General features: G+C 73.9%; 18 protein-coding genes. 10 read left to right on the top strand and 8 right to left on the bottom strand.

Going from position 1 to position 14,571, the window contains the following annotated elements; translation table 11 throughout:
* Positions 1–31: 31 nt before the first annotated feature.
* The 3 genes from BJP59_RS20225 to BJP59_RS14740 form a co-directional block, all read right to left on the bottom strand.
* Positions 32–292 carry a hypothetical protein gene (locus BJP59_RS20225; protein ID WP_061268988.1) on the bottom strand — a complete coding sequence of 87 codons (261 nt, stop codon included), beginning with the start codon at positions 290–292 and terminating at the stop codon, positions 32–34.
* 238 nt (positions 293–530) lie between these two features.
* Positions 531–818: a hypothetical protein gene (locus BJP59_RS14745; protein ID WP_228485082.1), complete on the bottom strand. Its 288-nt coding sequence runs from the start codon at positions 816–818 to the stop codon at positions 531–533.
* Positions 815–1,450: a TetR/AcrR family transcriptional regulator gene (locus BJP59_RS14740; RefSeq protein WP_143311087.1), complete on the bottom strand. Its 636-nt coding sequence runs from the start codon at positions 1,448–1,450 to the stop codon at positions 815–817. Before BJP59_RS14740 ends, BJP59_RS14745 begins: the two co-directional genes overlap by 4 nt.
* A gap of 154 nt (positions 1,451–1,604) precedes the next feature.
* On the opposite strand from BJP59_RS14740, the gene BJP59_RS14735 reads away from it, so the two are divergent.
* Together BJP59_RS14735 and BJP59_RS14730 are read left to right on the top strand one after the other, a co-directional pair.
* Positions 1,605–3,440 carry an ABC transporter ATP-binding protein gene (locus tag BJP59_RS14735; protein ID WP_194521289.1) on the top strand — a complete coding sequence of 612 codons (1,836 nt, stop codon included), beginning with the start codon at positions 1,605–1,607 and terminating at the stop codon, positions 3,438–3,440.
* A gap of 103 nt (positions 3,441–3,543) precedes the next feature.
* Positions 3,544–4,143 (top strand): dihydrofolate reductase family protein, encoded by a 600-nt coding sequence (locus BJP59_RS14730; RefSeq protein WP_194521288.1) that lies wholly within the window; start codon positions 3,544–3,546, stop codon positions 4,141–4,143.
* 31 nt (positions 4,144–4,174) lie between these two features.
* Here BJP59_RS14730 and BJP59_RS14725 read toward each other — a convergent pair whose 3' ends face one another.
* A complete protein-coding gene (locus BJP59_RS14725; RefSeq protein ID WP_021482786.1) occupies positions 4,175–4,375 on the bottom strand; it encodes a DUF2510 domain-containing protein in 201 nt (66 codons plus the stop codon).
* Between the two features lie 137 nt (positions 4,376–4,512).
* On the opposite strand from BJP59_RS14725, the gene BJP59_RS14720 reads away from it, so the two are divergent.
* A complete protein-coding gene (locus tag BJP59_RS14720) occupies positions 4,513–4,806 on the top strand; it encodes a hypothetical protein (RefSeq protein ID WP_194521287.1) in 294 nt (97 codons plus the stop codon).
* 32 nt (positions 4,807–4,838) lie between these two features.
* Here the strand turns inward: BJP59_RS14720 and BJP59_RS14715 are convergent, their stop codons facing one another.
* Positions 4,839–5,732, bottom strand: coding sequence for an LLM class flavin-dependent oxidoreductase (locus BJP59_RS14715; RefSeq protein ID WP_194521286.1), 894 nt, complete (start codon positions 5,730–5,732; stop codon positions 4,839–4,841).
* Positions 5,733–5,755: 23 nt separating this feature from the next.
* Here BJP59_RS14715 and BJP59_RS14710 point away from each other — a divergent pair, with 23 nt between their 5' ends.
* The 3 genes from BJP59_RS14710 to BJP59_RS14700 all read left to right on the top strand — a co-directional run bounded on the left by BJP59_RS14710 (position 5,756) and on the right by BJP59_RS14700 (position 8,569).
* On the top strand, positions 5,756–6,055 hold the full coding sequence (locus BJP59_RS14710) for a Dabb family protein (RefSeq protein ID WP_021480414.1): 300 nt from the start codon (positions 5,756–5,758) through the stop codon (positions 6,053–6,055).
* 156 nt (positions 6,056–6,211) lie between these two features.
* Positions 6,212–7,135, top strand: a complete 924-nt coding sequence (locus tag BJP59_RS14705; protein ID WP_031315298.1) for an LLM class F420-dependent oxidoreductase — start codon at positions 6,212–6,214, stop codon at positions 7,133–7,135.
* A 99-nt stretch (positions 7,136–7,234) separates the two neighbouring features.
* Complete coding sequence (locus tag BJP59_RS14700; protein WP_021480412.1) at positions 7,235–8,569, top strand: uracil-xanthine permease family protein; 1,335 nt, start codon at positions 7,235–7,237, stop codon at positions 8,567–8,569.
* A gap of 78 nt (positions 8,570–8,647) precedes the next feature.
* Here BJP59_RS14700 and BJP59_RS14695 read toward each other — a convergent pair whose 3' ends face one another.
* Genes BJP59_RS14695 through BJP59_RS14685 form a run of 3 tightly spaced genes read right to left on the bottom strand, consistent with a single transcriptional unit; the run spans position 8,648 to position 10,279 of the window.
* Positions 8,648–9,256: a GNAT family N-acetyltransferase gene (locus tag BJP59_RS14695; RefSeq protein ID WP_194521285.1), complete on the bottom strand. Its 609-nt coding sequence runs from the start codon at positions 9,254–9,256 to the stop codon at positions 8,648–8,650.
* 50 nt (positions 9,257–9,306) lie between these two features.
* Complete coding sequence (locus BJP59_RS14690) at positions 9,307–9,957, bottom strand: LytR C-terminal domain-containing protein (protein ID WP_043652283.1); 651 nt, start codon at positions 9,955–9,957, stop codon at positions 9,307–9,309.
* A gap of 25 nt (positions 9,958–9,982) precedes the next feature.
* Positions 9,983–10,279, bottom strand: coding sequence for a type II toxin-antitoxin system VapB family antitoxin (locus BJP59_RS14685; RefSeq protein WP_021480409.1), 297 nt, complete (start codon positions 10,277–10,279; stop codon positions 9,983–9,985).
* A gap of 229 nt (positions 10,280–10,508) precedes the next feature.
* On the opposite strand from BJP59_RS14685, the gene BJP59_RS14680 reads away from it, so the two are divergent.
* Genes BJP59_RS14680 through kdpB form a run of 4 tightly spaced genes read left to right on the top strand, consistent with a single transcriptional unit; the run spans position 10,509 to position 14,562 of the window.
* Positions 10,509–10,646: a hypothetical protein gene (locus tag BJP59_RS14680; RefSeq protein ID WP_163188684.1), complete on the top strand. Its 138-nt coding sequence runs from the start codon at positions 10,509–10,511 to the stop codon at positions 10,644–10,646.
* Positions 10,643–10,732, top strand: a complete 90-nt coding sequence (locus tag BJP59_RS14675) for a potassium-transporting ATPase subunit F (RefSeq protein ID WP_021480408.1) — start codon at positions 10,643–10,645, stop codon at positions 10,730–10,732. The genes BJP59_RS14680 and BJP59_RS14675 overlap by 4 nt, the downstream gene beginning before the upstream one ends.
* Positions 10,732–12,405 carry a potassium-transporting ATPase subunit KdpA gene (gene kdpA / locus BJP59_RS14670; protein WP_194521284.1) on the top strand — a complete coding sequence of 558 codons (1,674 nt, stop codon included), beginning with the start codon at positions 10,732–10,734 and terminating at the stop codon, positions 12,403–12,405. Before BJP59_RS14675 ends, kdpA begins: the two co-directional genes overlap by 1 nt.
* 3 nt (positions 12,406–12,408) lie before the next feature.
* The gene (gene kdpB, locus BJP59_RS14665; protein ID WP_194521283.1) at positions 12,409–14,562 is read left to right on the top strand and encodes a potassium-transporting ATPase subunit KdpB; all 2,154 of its coding nucleotides are present in this window, start codon (positions 12,409–12,411) and stop codon (positions 14,560–14,562) included.
* Positions 14,563–14,571 lie beyond the last annotated feature (9 nt).

The following is a 14,571-nucleotide window of genomic DNA, read 5'->3' as shown; positions in this document are numbered from 1 at the left end:
GCGCTGCGGGCGTCGTGGGGACAGGGGTGGGTCAGCCGCCGAGGAACGCCTTCATCGCGAGGGTCGAGAAGAGCACCGCGCCGGCGGCGACGGCCAGGGCGACGACCCAGCCGTTCGCCCGCTCGACCGGGGGGACGGCGGGCCGACGCGCGGGGGCCGCGCCCCGCCGTCGGGCCCGGGACGCGCGGCGCGCGGTGAAGCGCAGACCGCGCGCTGCCGCGCGGGCGGACGGCTGCTCGGGTGCGCCGTCGTGGGCGGGGAACGCGGTGTCCCGGGCGGGGGTGGGGGTCACGGTGCGCCTCCGGAGGTTGGCCGGCGCCGCTGACCGGCGCCGTACCGACAGTCTGTCCCGCGGCGCACCCCGGGCGCGTCGCCCGTCCGGTGGATCCTGCGGCGCGCCGGGGTGCGACCTCCGGATGACGAGCGCGTGGTCCTCGTGGCCCCCGAGGTGCACGCTCTCGCACCGCCGACCCCACGGGCGACCCCCACGGCCGACCGCACGACCGCCCGGACGAGCGACCGTTCGGCGGTCAGCGCGGGGCGTTCTCCTGGTACCGGGGCCGGCCGCCCCGGGCGGCGCGCTGCAGGTAGCGGACCTCGCGCAGCGCGACGGCCCCCGCGACCACCAGCGGGACCCACGCCCACACCCGGCCGCGCAGCACGAGCACGAGGCACACGACCGCGACGACGATCCCGCCGAGCACGGTCGCGACGCTCGCCCAGCGCACGCCGCTCCGGACGTCGTCGGCCCGCTGCCACCAGCGGCGCAGCCGCTCGCCGAGGCCGGGGCGGGGTGCCGGCCCCGGGCTGACGCTCATGCGCGGGCCTCGCGCGTGAGGGCGACGCCCTCGATGCTGCGGACGGCCATGCGGAGCGCGTCGGCGCGCGAGATCTCGCCGTCGTCGGCCATGGACCACGCGTTGAAGAGCATCCACCACAGGGTGCGGACGATCCACGCCACGCTGAGCTGGTCGTCGACGACGCCGGCCTCCTGCCCGCGGCGCAGCAGCTCCCGCACCGGCTCCTCGGCCTGCTCGGACTCGGCCCAGAACGCGGACTCGGCGTCGGCGAGCTCGGTGAACAGCACCATGTACCAGGGGCCGAGGTCGAAGTACTCGAAGGCGAGGCGACGCAGCGCCGAGGCCGGGGGCCCGTCGTCGAGCCGCGCGGCGGTGATCGCCGCGCGCGTGCGCTCGACGGTCTCGGCGCCGATCGCCTCGACGAGGTCGGCGCGCTCGGGGAAGTAGCGGTGCAGGGTCGTGCGGCCCACCTGGGCAGCCTGCGCGACGTCGCCGAGCGACGCGGACTTGTCCGTGCTGAGCACCGAGACGGCCGCGTCGAGGATCGCGCGCCGGGTCCGGGTGCGGGTGCCGCTCGTGGGCGGCGCGTCGGGTGCCGCTCCGGAGGGCGTGGCCGCGGAGGTGCTCCGCGCGCTCGTTCGTGCCGTCACGCGGCCCACGATAGCCCGCGTCGTGACGGAACGCCGGTTGTCACGAGTGGAACACTCGTGTTCCACTAGGGGCGTCGAGCGCTCCGGCGCGCGACCGCCCGCGCCGCGTCAACGACGGTTGACACGAGAGAGGATGTCAACCATGGTTGACGACATGTCCCCGACCTCCACCACGCACGAGGCCCCGTCCGCTCCTCGCGACGCCACCCCGCGGGGCCCGTTCCTCCCGCGCCTCGCGGTGCTGTGGCAGTTCGTCCGCCCGCACCGCCGGACCCTGCTGCTCGGCCTCGTGCTCGGTCTCGGGACGACGGCCGCGACCCTCGCGACGCCGATGGTCACCAAGTGGGTGCTCGACACGCTCGGCACGGGGGAGTCGCTGACCCCGGCCGTGCTCACGCTCGTCGGGCTGCTCGTCGTCGGGCTCGTGCTCGGGCTGTGGCAGTGGGTCCTGCTCGGCACGCTCGCCGAGCGCGTGGTGCTCGACGCGCGGTCGTCCATGGTGCGGCGCTTCTTCCGCGCGCGGATCGGCGCGCTCACCGGCCGTCCGACGGGCGAGCTCGTCACGCGCGTCACGTCCGACACGGTGCTGCTGCGCGAGGCGGCGTCGTCGAGCCTGGTCAACCTCGTGAACCTGGCGGTGTCCCTGGTCGGGACGGTCGTCCTCATGGGCGTGCTCGACCTCGTCCTGCTCGGCACGACGCTCGGGGCGATCGTCGTCATCGGCGTCCTCGTGGGCGCCCTCATGCCCCGCATCGCGAAGGCGCAGGAGAAGGCGCAGGAGTCGCTCGGCAGCCTGGGCGGCACGCTCGAGGGCGGGCTGCGCGCGATCCGCACCATCAAGGCGAGCCGCGCGGAGGGCCGCCAGATCGACCGCGTGCTCGACGACGCGCAGGACTCCGCGCGCCACAGCGTGCGGGCCGTGCGGACCGAGGCGGTCGCCTGGAGCATCGCCGGGGGCGGCATCCAGCTCGCGATCATCGTCATCCTCGCGCTCGGCGCCTGGCGCGTGGACCAGGGGCTCCTGGCCGTGTCGAGCCTCGTCGCGTTCCTGCTCTACGCGTTCCAGATCGTCGAGCCTGTCACGGGCCTGACCATGAACGTCACCCAGCTCCAGGCCGGCATCGCGGCCGCGGGGCGGATCCGCGAGGTCCAGGCCATCGAGCCGGAGGAGGACGACGACCCCGCCGCGCGTCGTCCGGCCGGGGTGGGCGCGGCGTCGGGCACGGCGGCCCCGCACGCCGCGCCGCGGCTGTCGCTGCGCGGCGTCACCGCGCGCTACCTGCCGGGCGGCGAGCCCGTGGTGCGCGACCTCGACCTCGACGTGCCCGCGCGCGGGCAGGTCGCGATCGTCGGCCCGTCCGGGGCGGGCAAGACCACGACCTTCTCGCTCCTGCTGCGCTTCCTGCAGCCCGAGTCGGGGCGGATCCTCCTCGACGGCGTGCCCTACGACGACCTCACGTTCGACGACGTGCGGCGCCGCTTCGCGTACGTCGAGCAGGAGACCCCCGTCGTGCCGGGCACCATCCGCGAGAACCTGCGCCTCTCGGACCCCGCCGCGACGGAGGAGGCGATGTGGGCGGCGCTCGCGCAGGTGCGGCTCGACGCCAAGGTGCGCTCGCTGCCCGACGGCCTCGACACGTCGCTCGTCGGGACGACCGTCTCGGGCGGCGAGCGCCAGCGCGTCGCCCTCGCGCGCGCCGTCCTGCACGCGCCCGACGTGCTGCTCCTCGACGAGGCCACCGCCCAGGTCGACGGGCTCACCGAGGCCGCTGTGCACGCCGTCATCGAGGACCTGGCCCGGGACCGCGCCGTCGTGACCATCGCGCACCGCCTGTCCACGGTCATCGACGCCGACGTCATCCTCGTCATGGAGGACGGCCGCGTCCGCGCGCGCGGCACGCACCCCCAGCTCCTCGCGACCGACGAGCTCTACCGCGAGCTCGTCGCCGCCCTCCGCATCGCGACCGAGGAGGCCCCCGCACCGCGCTGACCCGGGTGCGGCGATGAGTTCCGCGCCCGCCCGCGGTCGGACGTGTCGTCAGGACGGACGACGGCGGCCGCGGCGCACGCGGACCGCGGAGGGTGAGGGCGGCATGGGGAACGTGACGTGCGACGTGGCGGTGTCGATGGACGGGTACTCCTCGCGCCCCGACCAGACGCTGGAGCATCCGTTCGGCGCGGGCGTTGATCTGCACCGGTGGATGGTCGAGACCGCCGACGAGAACGCGGCCGAGATCGCCGCGATCGTCGACGCGGGGGCGTTCGTCATGGGCAGGAACATGTTCACGCCCGGACGAGGGGAGTGGGACCCGGACTGGCAGGGCTGGTGGGGCCCGGAGCCGCCGTACCACGCGCCGGTGTTCGTGCTCACGCACCACCCGCGCGAGCCGCTCGTCCTGGAGGGCGGGACGACGTTCTTCTTCGTCACCGACGGCGTCGAGTCAGCGGTCGCGCAGGCGCGGGAGGCCGCGGGGGACCGGGACGCCGCGATCGCGGGCGGGGCCGCGACCATCAACCAGGTGATCACGGCGGGGCTGCTCGACGAGCTCCGGCTGCACGTCGTGCCCCAGGTCCTCGGCCACGGCGACCGCGTGCTCGACGGCGTCCCGCCCCTCGCGCTCGAGACCGTCGCCGTGCGAGCGGCGTCCCAGGTGACCCACGTGACCTACCGGGTGCGGGGGCCGCTCGGCTGACGCGTCTCCCAGCGGGCGCTCTCCGGCAGGCTCAGCCGAGCACGGCGAGGAGGAGCGGCGCCGCGACGACCAGCACGACCACCGACCCGAGCACGACGACCCGCCGCCACGGGCCGACGTCGTCCCGCGCCCGGCGCTCGCGCGTCCGGTCGGTCCACGCCGCGCCGTCGTACCAGCGCTCGCTCCCCGAGCCCGGTGCGTCCGCGTACCACCCCGCCGGTGCCTTGCGCACGTCGCCTCCTCGCGGTCCCGGTCCGGTGAGCCCCCGCACGGCATGTGTCGCGGGCCCTCTGTCTCTGACACGCAGCGACGCCCCGAGAGGTTCCACCCGAGCGGGAGGACGTGCCGGAGGTGCGGCACACTGTGCGCGTGGAGGACACCCCGGAGGCGCGCAGCGGCCCCGAGCTCGACCCCGTCGGGACGTGGGGCCTCGTGGTCAGCCTCGTGCTGGGCGGGGTCGCCGCCGTGCTGTCGCTCGTCGGCTACCTGGTCGACCTGCCGCCGTGGCTCGTGGGAATCTGCCTGGGTGCCGCGGTCCTCGGGGGGATCGCCGCCGCCGTCTTCTCCGCGCGCCTGGCGCGCCTCGAGCAGAGGTCGGCCGGGCGTGTGCTGTGGGAGACGGTGACCGCCCCGGTCCGGTTCGTGCTCGACGTCCTGTTCTAGCCCGTCACCCCGAGGCGTGACGGCCCGCGCCCCTACAGCCCGGCGACCTGCGCGGCGCCGTCGGTCGCGATCTGCTCGAACACGCGCTCGTCGGCCGCGAACTGGGTGCCCGGGATGGGCCGGTGGACGACGATCTCCGTGATGCCGGCCTCCGCGTACCCGTGCGCCGTCTCGACGAACGCGTCGACGGACTCCAGCGCGGGGTCGGGCGTGAAGCCCGTGAGCAGGATGCGCTCCACCGACCCCGGGTCGCGACCGGCGTCGCGGCACGCCGCGTCGAGCCGCTGCACCTGGTCGCGGACGGCGGCGCGCGACTGCGCCGGGGTCGCGTCGTCCCCGAGGCGGCCGTCGCCCGTCGTCACCCACGCCTGCCCGTAGCGCGCGGCCAGCCGCAGCCCGCGCGGGCCGGTCGCGGCGATCGCGAAGGGCACCCGGGGCGACTGGACCGGCCCGGGGATGGTCCGCGCCTCGTGCGCCCGGTAGTGCCCCTCGTCGTGCGTGACGGCGGGCTCGGTGAGCAGGCGGTCGAGCAGGATCGTGAAGTCGCGCAGCCGGTCGGCGCGCTCCCGGGGCGACCACGGCTCGCCGCCGAGGACCGTCGCGTCGAAGCCCGTCGTCCCCGCACCGAGGCCGACGGTCACGCGCCCGCCCGACAGGTCGTCGAGCGTCATGAGGTCCTTCGCGAACGTCACCGGCTCGCGGAAGTTCGGCGACGACACGAGCGTGCCCAGCCGCACCCGCTCGGTGACGCCCGCCGCGGCGGCCAGCGTCGGGACCGCGCCGAACCACGGGCCGTCGCGGAACGACCGCCACGACAGGTGGTCGTACGTGTAGGCGGCGTGGAACCCGAGGTCGTCGGCGGACCGCCACACGTCCCGGCCCTCGCGCCACGGGTAGATCGGCAGGATCACGGTGCTCACGCGCATGGTCGCCAGCCTAGGGTGGAGGAGTGATCCAGCACACCGTCGCCTTCCGCCTCGTCCACCCCGCCGGCAGCGCGGAGGAGGCCGAGTTCCTCGGCACCGCCCGCACGACGCTCACCGGGGTCCCAGGCGTCCGGGACTTCACCGTCTCGCGCCAGGTGAGCCCGAAGAGCCCGCTGACGTTCCAGTTCTCGATGGTGTTCGACGACGACGCCGCGTACGCCGCGTACGACGCCCACCCGGACCACCGCCGCTTCGTCGCTGAGCGGTGGATCCCCGAGGTCGCGGAGTTCCAGGAGCTCGACCTCGTCCCTCTGGCGGACTGACCGCACCGCGTCCGCCGTGGCCCGCGAGGTAGGACGTCCCGGCGCTAGGTAGAGCTCCGCGCGTCCTCGTTCGCGACCGCACGTCCTACTTCGCGGAAGGGGCGTCGTGCGGGCGGGGGTGGGCGCGCGGTGTGGCAGGGTGACGGCATGACCCAGATCGACCTGCGCATCTTCACCGAGCCCCAGCAGGGCGCGTCCTACGACGACCTCCTCGCTGTCGCGAAGGCCACCGAGGACCTCGGTTTCGACGCCTTCTTCCGCTCCGACCACTACCTCGTCATGGGCGACGGCGACGGGCTGCCCGGCCCGACCGACGCCTGGACGACGCTCGCCGGCCTCGCCCGCGAGACGAGCCGCATCCGGCTCGGCACGCTCGTGTCGTCGGCGACGTTCCGCCACCCCGGCGTGCTCGCGATCCAGGTCGCGCAGGTCGACCAGATGTCGGGCGGCCGCGTCGAGCTCGGCCTCGGCGCGGGCTGGTACGCCCGCGAGCACGAGGCGTACGGCATCCCGTTCCCGGAGAAGCGGTTCGGGATCCTCGAGGAGCAGCTCGCGGTGATCACCGGGCTGTGGGAGACGCCGGTCGGCGAGACGTTCTCGTTCAGCGGCGAGCACTACACGCTCACGGACTCCCCGGCCCTGCCGAAGCCCGCGCAGGAGCGCGTCCCGGTGATCGTCGGCGGCCACGGGCCCCGGCGCACCCCGGCGCTCGCGGCCCGGTACGCCAGCGAGTTCAACGCGGCGTTCCCCGACCCGGGCGTCCTGCCCGACCGGTTCGAGAACGTGCGCGCCGCGTGCCTCGACGCCGACCGCGACCCCGACTCGCTCGTGTACTCGGCGGCGTTCGTCGTCGCGGTGGGCAAGGACGAGGCGGAGTTCCGCCGTCGGGCCGACGCGATCGGGCGCGAGCCCGACGAGGTCCGCCGCAACGGTCTGGCCGGCACGGTCGGCGAGGTCGCGGACAAGATCGCGGCCGCCGCGGAGCAGGGCGCGACGCGCTTCTACCTCCAGGTGCTCGACCTGCACGACCTCGACCACCTGGAGCTCGTCGCGAGCGAGGTCGTGCCGCAGCTGCCGTGACGCCCGCGCCCACGGGTCGCCCCGGAAACACCGCCGTGACGTCGGACCACTACCCTGCACCGGGGGTTTTTTCACACGGGCTTCACGGACGGGAGAGACATGAGCGCCATCGGGTGGCGGTTGCACGGTGACGGGAAGACGGTCCGACCGGGGGACGTCGTCGACCCGGACGAGCGTCTGACCTGGCCGCGGACCATCGGGATCGGGATGCAGCACGTCGTCGCCATGTTCGGCGCGACGTTCCTCGTGCCGCTCCTCACGGGCTTCTCGCCCGCGACGACGCTGTTCTTCTCGGCGATCGGCACGGTCGGGTTCCTGCTCATCACGCGGAACCGCCTCCCGAGCTACCTCGGGTCGAGCTTCGCGTTCATCGCGCCGATCGGCGCGGCGACCGCGTCCCAGGGCCAGTCGGTCGCGGTCGGCGGGATCCTCGTCACGGGCCTCGTGCTCGCGGCCGTCGGCCTCCTGGTCCACGTCGCGGGCGCGCGGTGGATCGACGTCGTCATGCCGCCGATCGTCACGGGCACGATCGTCGCGCTCATCGGGCTCAACCTCGCCCCGGCGGCGTGGGGCAACTTCCAGCAGGCGCCGGTCACGGCCGTCGTCACGCTCGCCGCGATCATCCTCGTGAGCGTCCTGTTCAAGGGGATCCTCGGGCGGCTGTCGATCCTCGTCGGCGTGGTCGTCGGCTACGTCGTGGCCGTGATCCAGGGCGAGGTGTCGTTCGACGCGGTGCGCAAGGCTGCCTGGGTCGGGCTCCCGGAGTTCGTCACGCCGACGTTCGACGTCGCCGTGCTCGGCCTGTTCGTCCCGGTCGTGCTCGTGCTCATCGCGGAGAACGTCGGGCACGTGAAGTCGGTGGCGGCGATGACGGGCAAGAACCTCGACGACCTCACCGGCCGCGCGCTCTTCGCCGACGGCCTCGCGACGACGTTCGCGGGGGTCGGCGGCGGCTCGGGCACGACGACGTACGCCGAGAACATCGGGGTCATGGCCGCCACGCGCGTGTACTCGACCGCGGCGTACTGGGTCGCCGCAGCGACCGCGCTGGTGCTCTCCCTGTCGCCGAAGTTCGGCGCGCTCATCGCGACGATCCCGGTCGGCGTCCTGGGCGGTGCCGCGACCATGCTCTACGGCATGATCGGCATCCTCGGCGCGCGCATCTGGGTGCAGAACAAGGTCGACTTCTCCGACCCGGTCAACCTCACGACCGCGGCCGTGCCGCTCGTCGTCGGCATCGCCAACTTCACGTGGGCCGTGGGCGACCTGACGTTCGAGGGGATCGCGCTGGGCACCGCCGCGGCGCTCGTGATCTACCACGTGATGCGGAACCTCTCGCGGTGGCGCGGCACGACGCAGGAGCCCGCGAGCCCGGCGTCGGCCCCCGGGGGCGACGAGCCCGCCGTCCACGAGACGGTCGAGGACGCCCGCTGACGCGACGCGCGGGAGCGGCCTCCTCGGAGGCTCCATAGAGACGACGGCCCGGCAGGCGCGAGCCCGCCGGGCCGTCGGCTAGAGGCGCAGGCCCAGGACGAGGCCCTCGGCGACGTCGAGCCGGGTGAAGCCGAGGTGCTCGTAGAAGCCGATCGCGGACGCGTTGTCCTCCGCCACGCCGAGGTGCACCCCGGGCGACCCGGCGGCGCGCAGCGCGGCGAAGAGCACCTCCATGAGGCGGCGGCCGTTGCCGCCGCCCTGGGCCGACGGCAGCAGGTCGACGTGCAGGTGCGACGGGTAGTCGCCGAGCACGGACGGGTCCGTGCGGTGCGGGCGGTGGATCTGCTCGACGAGCGCCTCGTCGCGCGACGCCGCGGGGAAGCTCCCGAGGGGGTAGCGCTCCCGGAGCGGCGGCCACCACTCGCGCTCGCACCGGTCCTCGAACGCGGCGGTGTCGCGGGCGCCGAGCACGTAGCCGGCGACGACGCCGTCGGCCTCGACGACGGACGCCAGGCCCGGCTCGAGCGCGAGGTACGCGCCGAGGTAGACCTCGCCGAGCAGGCGCTGGTCGGCGTAGAGCCCGCTCGCGTCGGCGCCGGACGCACCGGTCCGCAGGCAGATCTCGTACAGGCGGTCGACCTCGGCGGGGTCGGTGGTCCGGGCGGGCCGGAGGGGCAGGGTGCTCATGGGTACCGTTCGGCGGTCAGGGTGCCCGGCGGGCGCCGGGCCGGGACGTGCTAGCCCTCGGCGGGCGGCACGGGCAGCGGGCGGGGCGTGATCTCCTCGATCGGGACGCACCCCGCACGGCTCTCGAGCGGGACGTCGCCGGACAGGCCGACGAGCTCCGGGTCCACGATGTTCTCGAAGTCGGCGCCCACGTAGAGGTCGACCGTCGCGTCCTCGCGCGCGTCGAGCACGAGGCCCGGGTTCTCGTAGTGCGCGGCGAGGGTGTACGCCTGCGCGACGCCCGCGGCACCGAAGTGGATCTGCGTGCGCGACACGACGTCGGACTTCCCGTCGCCGTCGAGGTCCGGGGCGTTGCCCGTCGAGAGCACCGCGAACCCGCGCGACGTGAGGATGTCCTGGTTGAGCCGGCCCAGCGGGTCGTCCTTGCCGGACGCGTTGTACACGTTGACCTGGATGTCGCCGGTGGCGACGGGCAGGGTGCCGTCCGCGAGGCAGGGGACCTTGACGTCCGCGAGGTCGTCGACGGCCTCGGGCGAGGACAGCTCCCGGTCGAACGGCGCCTCGATCGCGCCGGTGTACACGGCGAGGGCGCCGATCCCGACGACGGCGAGCGCCGCGATGAGCAGCCCGAACACGACTGCCTGGCGCTCGTGCATGCGCCGGCGGCGGACGGCGCGCGCGGTGTCGGGGCGGAGTGTCACGCCAGCAACCTACCGGACCGGCCGCTCATCGCAGCGTCAGCACGCGCGCGTGCAGGATCGCCCGCTGCTGCAGCGCGGCGCGGACGGCGCGGTGCAGGCCGTCCTCCAGGTAGAGGACGCCGTCGAACTCGACCACGTGCGCGAACAGGTCGCCGAAGAACGTGGAGTCCTCGGCGAGGAGCGCGTCGAGGTCGAGCGTGCGCTTGGTGGTGACGAGCTCGTCGAGGCGCACCTGACGCGGGGGCACCTCCGCCCAGTCGCGGGCGGTGACCCGGCCGTGGTCCGGGTAGGGGCGCCCGTCGCCGACGGCCTTGAAGATCATGCGGGACATCCTAGGTGCCCGACGGCGGCCGCCGCCCCCGATGGCGGGGCGTCGGTCACGCACTCGTCACGAACTCCCCACGGGAACCGACGGGCTCGTCCGCGACCGCCCGGACCGACGTCCGACCGTCAGGAGATCGTTAGCGTCGCGCCCCGGCCCGTATGGGTCCCGTGAGGACGGGCTCCGCCGTCCCGGAGCGGGTGTTCGATCGTCGTCGGCGCCCCGTCCGGTGGGTGCCCGGCCGCCCGACAGGGGGCCGTCGGTCTCGACCTGGGGACGTCTCGTGCTCGACATCGTCTACGTGCTCGGCGTGATCGCCGTGTTCGTGCTGGTCGCCGGAATCGGGAAGGCGGTGGAGAAGCTGTGATCGTGCTCGAGCTTCTCGCCGTGGCTCTCGGTGCGGCGGCGATCGTGTATCTCGTGGTGGCGCTCGTGAGACCGGAGCGCTTCTGATGACCTGGATCTTCGCGCTCCTCGCGCTCGGGACCGTCGCCCTGGTCCTCGCGGCGCTCTACCGCCCGCTGGGCGACCACATGGCGTGGGTCTACTCCTCGCCGAAGGACTGGCGGGTGGAGCGGGGCCTGTACCGCGTCCTGGGCGTCGACCCCCGCTCCGAGCAGACGTGGCCCGCCTACCTGCGCAGCATCCTCGCGTTCTCGGCCGTGGGCCTCGTGCTGCTCTACCTGCTCCAGCGCACGCAGCAGTGGCTGCCGTACTCGCTCGGGCTGCCCGCGCCGTCGGAGCACCTCGCCTTCAACACGGCCGCGTCGTTCGTGGGCAACACGAACTGGCAGTCGTACTCGCCGGAGCAGACGCTCGGCTACACCGTGCAGCTCGCCGGGCTCGCGGTGCAGAACTTCGTGTCCGCGGCGGTCGGCATGGCGGTCGCCGTCGCGCTCGTGCGGGGCTTCGCGTACCGCCGGGTCGGCACGATCGGCAACTTCTGGGTGGACCTCGTGCGCGGGTGCCTGCGCATCCTGCTCCCGATCTCCCTCGTCGGCGCGGTCGTGCTGCTCGTCGGCGGGGTCGCGCAGAACTTCGACGGCTTCACGCAGGTCACGACCCTCGCGGGCGGCACCCAGAGCGTGCCGGGCGGGCCGGTGGCCTCGCAGGAGGTCATCAAGCTGCTCGGCACGAACGGCGGCGGGTTCTTCAACGTGAACTCGGCGCACCCGTTCGAGAACCCGTCGGCGTGGACGAACGTCGTCGAGGTCCTGCTCATGCTCGTCATCCCGTTCTCCTTGCCGCGCACGTTCGGCCGCATGGTCGGCGACGACCGCCAGGGCTACGCGATCCTCGCGACGATGGGCGTGCTCTTCGTGGCGTCGTTCGTCGCGCTCACCGCGCTGGAGTCCGCCGGGAACGGCACCGCGCCGCAGCTCGCCGGGGGTGCGATGGAGGGCAAGGAGGCGCGGTTCGGGATCATCGGCTCGACCCTCTTCGCCACCACGAGCACCACGACGTCGACCGGCGCGGTCAACTCGATGCACGACTCCTACACGGCGCTGGGCGGGATGCTCCCGCTGCTCAACATGATGCTCGGCGAGGTCGCCCCGGGCGGCGTCGGCTCCGGGCTGTACGGGATGCTCGTGCTCGCCGTCATCGCGGTCTTCATCGCGGGCCTGCTGGTCGGTCGCACGCCGGAGTACCTGGGGAAGAAGATCGGGCCGCGCGAGATCAAGCTCGCGAGCCTCTACATCCTCGTGACGCCGACGCTCGTGCTCGCCGGCACGGCCCTGAGCTTCGCGATCCCGCCCGTGCGCGAGAGCGTCGAGACGGTGTCGATCTGGAACCCCGGCGTGCACGGCACGACCGAGGTGCTGTACGCCTTCACGTCCGCGGCCAACAACAACGGGTCGGCGTTCGCCGGGCTCACCGCGAACACCCCGTGGCTCAACACCGCGCTCGGCGTCGCGATCCTGCTCGGCCGGTTCGTGCCGATCGTCCTCGTCCTCGCGCTCGCGGGCTCGCTCGCGCAGCAGGACAAGGTGCCCGCCACCGTCGGCACGCTGCCGACCCACCGCCCCCAGTTCGTGGGGCTCCTGATCGGCGTGGTGGTCCTCCTCACCGCGCTCACGTACTTCCCCGTTCTCGCGCTGGGTCCCCTGGCTGAAGGGCTGCTGTAACCCATGTCCACGCTCACCCACCCGTCCCCGCGCGCCGTGCACCAGCCGGCCGCGACCACCGGCGGCCTCTTCACCTGGTCGCAGGTGCGCCAGGCGCTGCCCGGCGCGTTCCGCAAGCTCGACCCGCGCCAGATGTGGCGCAACCCCGTGATGTTCCTCGTCTGGGTCGGGGCCGCGCTCACCACCGTGATCGCGGTCGTCGAGCCGTTCCTCGGCGGCCCGGAGGAGTCGGGCGGCACGCCCGTCCCCGGGTCCTTCACCGCGGTCATCGCCGTGTTCCTGTGGCTCACCGTCCTCTTCGCCAACCTCGCGGAGTCGGTCGCCGAGGGCCGCGGCAAGGCCCAGGCCGACTCGCTGCGCCGGACCCGCACCGCGACCGTCGCGCACCGCGTCGCCGCGTACGACGAGACGGGCGACCCCGGCGCCCTGCGCGCCCGCGCGGTCGAGGTGTCCTCGGCCGACCTGCGGCTGGGGGACGTCGTCGTCGTCGAGGCGGGGGAGCTGGTCCCCGGCGACGGCGAGATCGTGTGGGGCATCGCGTCGGTCGACGAGTCCGCGATCACGGGCGAGTCCGCGCCGGTGATCCGCGAGTCGGGCGGCGACCGGTCCGCCGTCACCGGCGGCACGCGCGTCCTGTCGGATCGCATCGTCGTGCGTGTCACCTCGATGCCGGGCGAGACGTTCGTCGACCGGATGATCGCGCTCGTCGAGGGCGCGAGCCGGCAGCGGACGCCGAACGAGATCGCGCTGAGCATCCTCCTCGCGTCGCTGTCGATCGTGTTCGTCGTGGTCGCCCTCACGCTCAACCCCGTCGCGTCGTACGCGGCGAGCCCCGTGAGCGTCGCCGTCCTCGTCGCGCTCCTGGTCTGCCTCATCCCGACGACGATCGGCGCGCTGCTCTCGGCGATCGGCATCGCGGGGATGGACCGCCTCGTGCAGCGCAACGTGCTCGCGATGTCCGGCCGCGCGGTCGAGGCGGCGGGCGACGTCACGACACTCCTGCTCGACAAGACGGGCACCATCACCTACGGCAACCGGCAGGCCGCGCGGTTCGTCGCGCTGCGCGACGTGGACGAGCGCGAGCTCGTCCGGTCCGCCGCGCTGTCCTCGCTCGCGGACCCGACGCCGGAGGGCACGTCGATCGTCGAGCTCGCGCGCCGCGGGGGCCTCGACGTCGGGCCGACCGCGCCGGGCGAGATCGTGCCGTTCACGGCGCAGACCCGGATGTCGGGGCTCGACGAGCCGGACGGGACCCAGATCCGCAAGGGCGCCGGCTCCGCCGTGACGGCGTGGGTCGAGCAGGGCGGCGAGCGGGCGGCGTCGAGCGTGCTCGCGGAGCTCGACGACGTCGTGGAGGAGGTCGCGCAGTCGGGCGGCACGCCGCTCGTCGTCGCGGTGCGCACGCCGGACGGCGCGAGCCGCGTGCTCGGCGTCGTCCACCTCAAGGACGTCGTCAAGGAGGGCATCGCGGACCGCTTCGCCGAGCTGCGGTCGATGGGCATCCGCACGGTGATGATCACGGGCGACAACCCGCTCACCGCCGCCGCCATCGCGCAGGAGGCCGGCGTCGACGACTTCCTGGCCGAGGCCACGCCCGAGGACAAGCTCGCGCTCATCCGCGCCGAGCAGGAGGGCGGCAACCTCGTCGCCATGACGGGCGACGGCACGAACGACGCGCCCGCCCTGGCGCAGGCCGACGTGGGCGTCGCGATGAACTCCGGCACGTCGGCCGCGAAGGAGGCCGGCAACATGGTCGACCTCGACTCCGACCCGACGAAGCTCATCGACGTCGTGCGCATCGGCAAGCAGCTCCTCATCACGCGCGGGGCGCTCACCACGTTCTCGATCGCCAACGACGTCGCGAAGTACTTCGCGATCATCCCCGCGATGTTCATGGGCGTGTTCCCCGGCCTCGAGGTGCTCAACGTCATGGGCCTCAGCTCGCCGTCGTCGGCGGTGCTGTCGGCGATCGTCTTCAACGCGATCGTCATCGTGCTGCTCATCCCGCTCGCGCTGCGCGGCGTGCGGTACCGGCCGGCCGACGCCTCGACGATCCTCGGGCGGAACCTGCTCGTCTACGGCGTCGGCGGCCTCGTGGCGCCGTTCGTCGGCATCTGGCTCATCGACCTCGTCGTGCGCCTCCTCCCCGGCTACTGACCCGCACGA

Origin of the sequence: Cellulosimicrobium sp. JZ28 (assembly GCF_015327065.1) — a bacterium.
Lineage (GTDB): Bacteria > Actinomycetota > Actinomycetes > Actinomycetales > Cellulomonadaceae > Cellulosimicrobium > Cellulosimicrobium funkei.
This window is presented reverse-complemented; position numbering and strand designations above follow the sequence as displayed.

Coding starts and splice junctions, on each gene's coding strand:
- BJP59_RS14745 (WP_228485082.1), bottom strand. CDS start 818: ATGAGCGTCAGCCCGGGGCCGGCACCCCGCCCCGGCCTCGGCGAGCGG.
- BJP59_RS14735 (WP_194521289.1), top strand. CDS start 1,605: ATGTCCCCGACCTCCACCACGCACGAGGCCCCGTCCGCTCCTCGCGAC.
- BJP59_RS14730 (WP_194521288.1), top strand. CDS start 3,544: ATGGGGAACGTGACGTGCGACGTGGCGGTGTCGATGGACGGGTACTCC.
- BJP59_RS14715 (WP_194521286.1), bottom strand. CDS start 5,732: ATGCGCGTGAGCACCGTGATCCTGCCGATCTACCCGTGGCGCGAGGGC.
- BJP59_RS14700 (WP_021480412.1), top strand. CDS start 7,235: ATGAGCGCCATCGGGTGGCGGTTGCACGGTGACGGGAAGACGGTCCGA.
- BJP59_RS14695 (WP_194521285.1), bottom strand. CDS start 9,256: ATGAGCACCCTGCCCCTCCGGCCCGCCCGGACCACCGACCCCGCCGAG.
- BJP59_RS14685 (WP_021480409.1), bottom strand. CDS start 10,279: ATGATCTTCAAGGCCGTCGGCGACGGGCGCCCCTACCCGGACCACGGC.
- kdpA (WP_194521284.1), top strand. CDS start 10,732: ATGACCTGGATCTTCGCGCTCCTCGCGCTCGGGACCGTCGCCCTGGTC.
- kdpB (WP_194521283.1), top strand. CDS start 12,409: ATGTCCACGCTCACCCACCCGTCCCCGCGCGCCGTGCACCAGCCGGCC.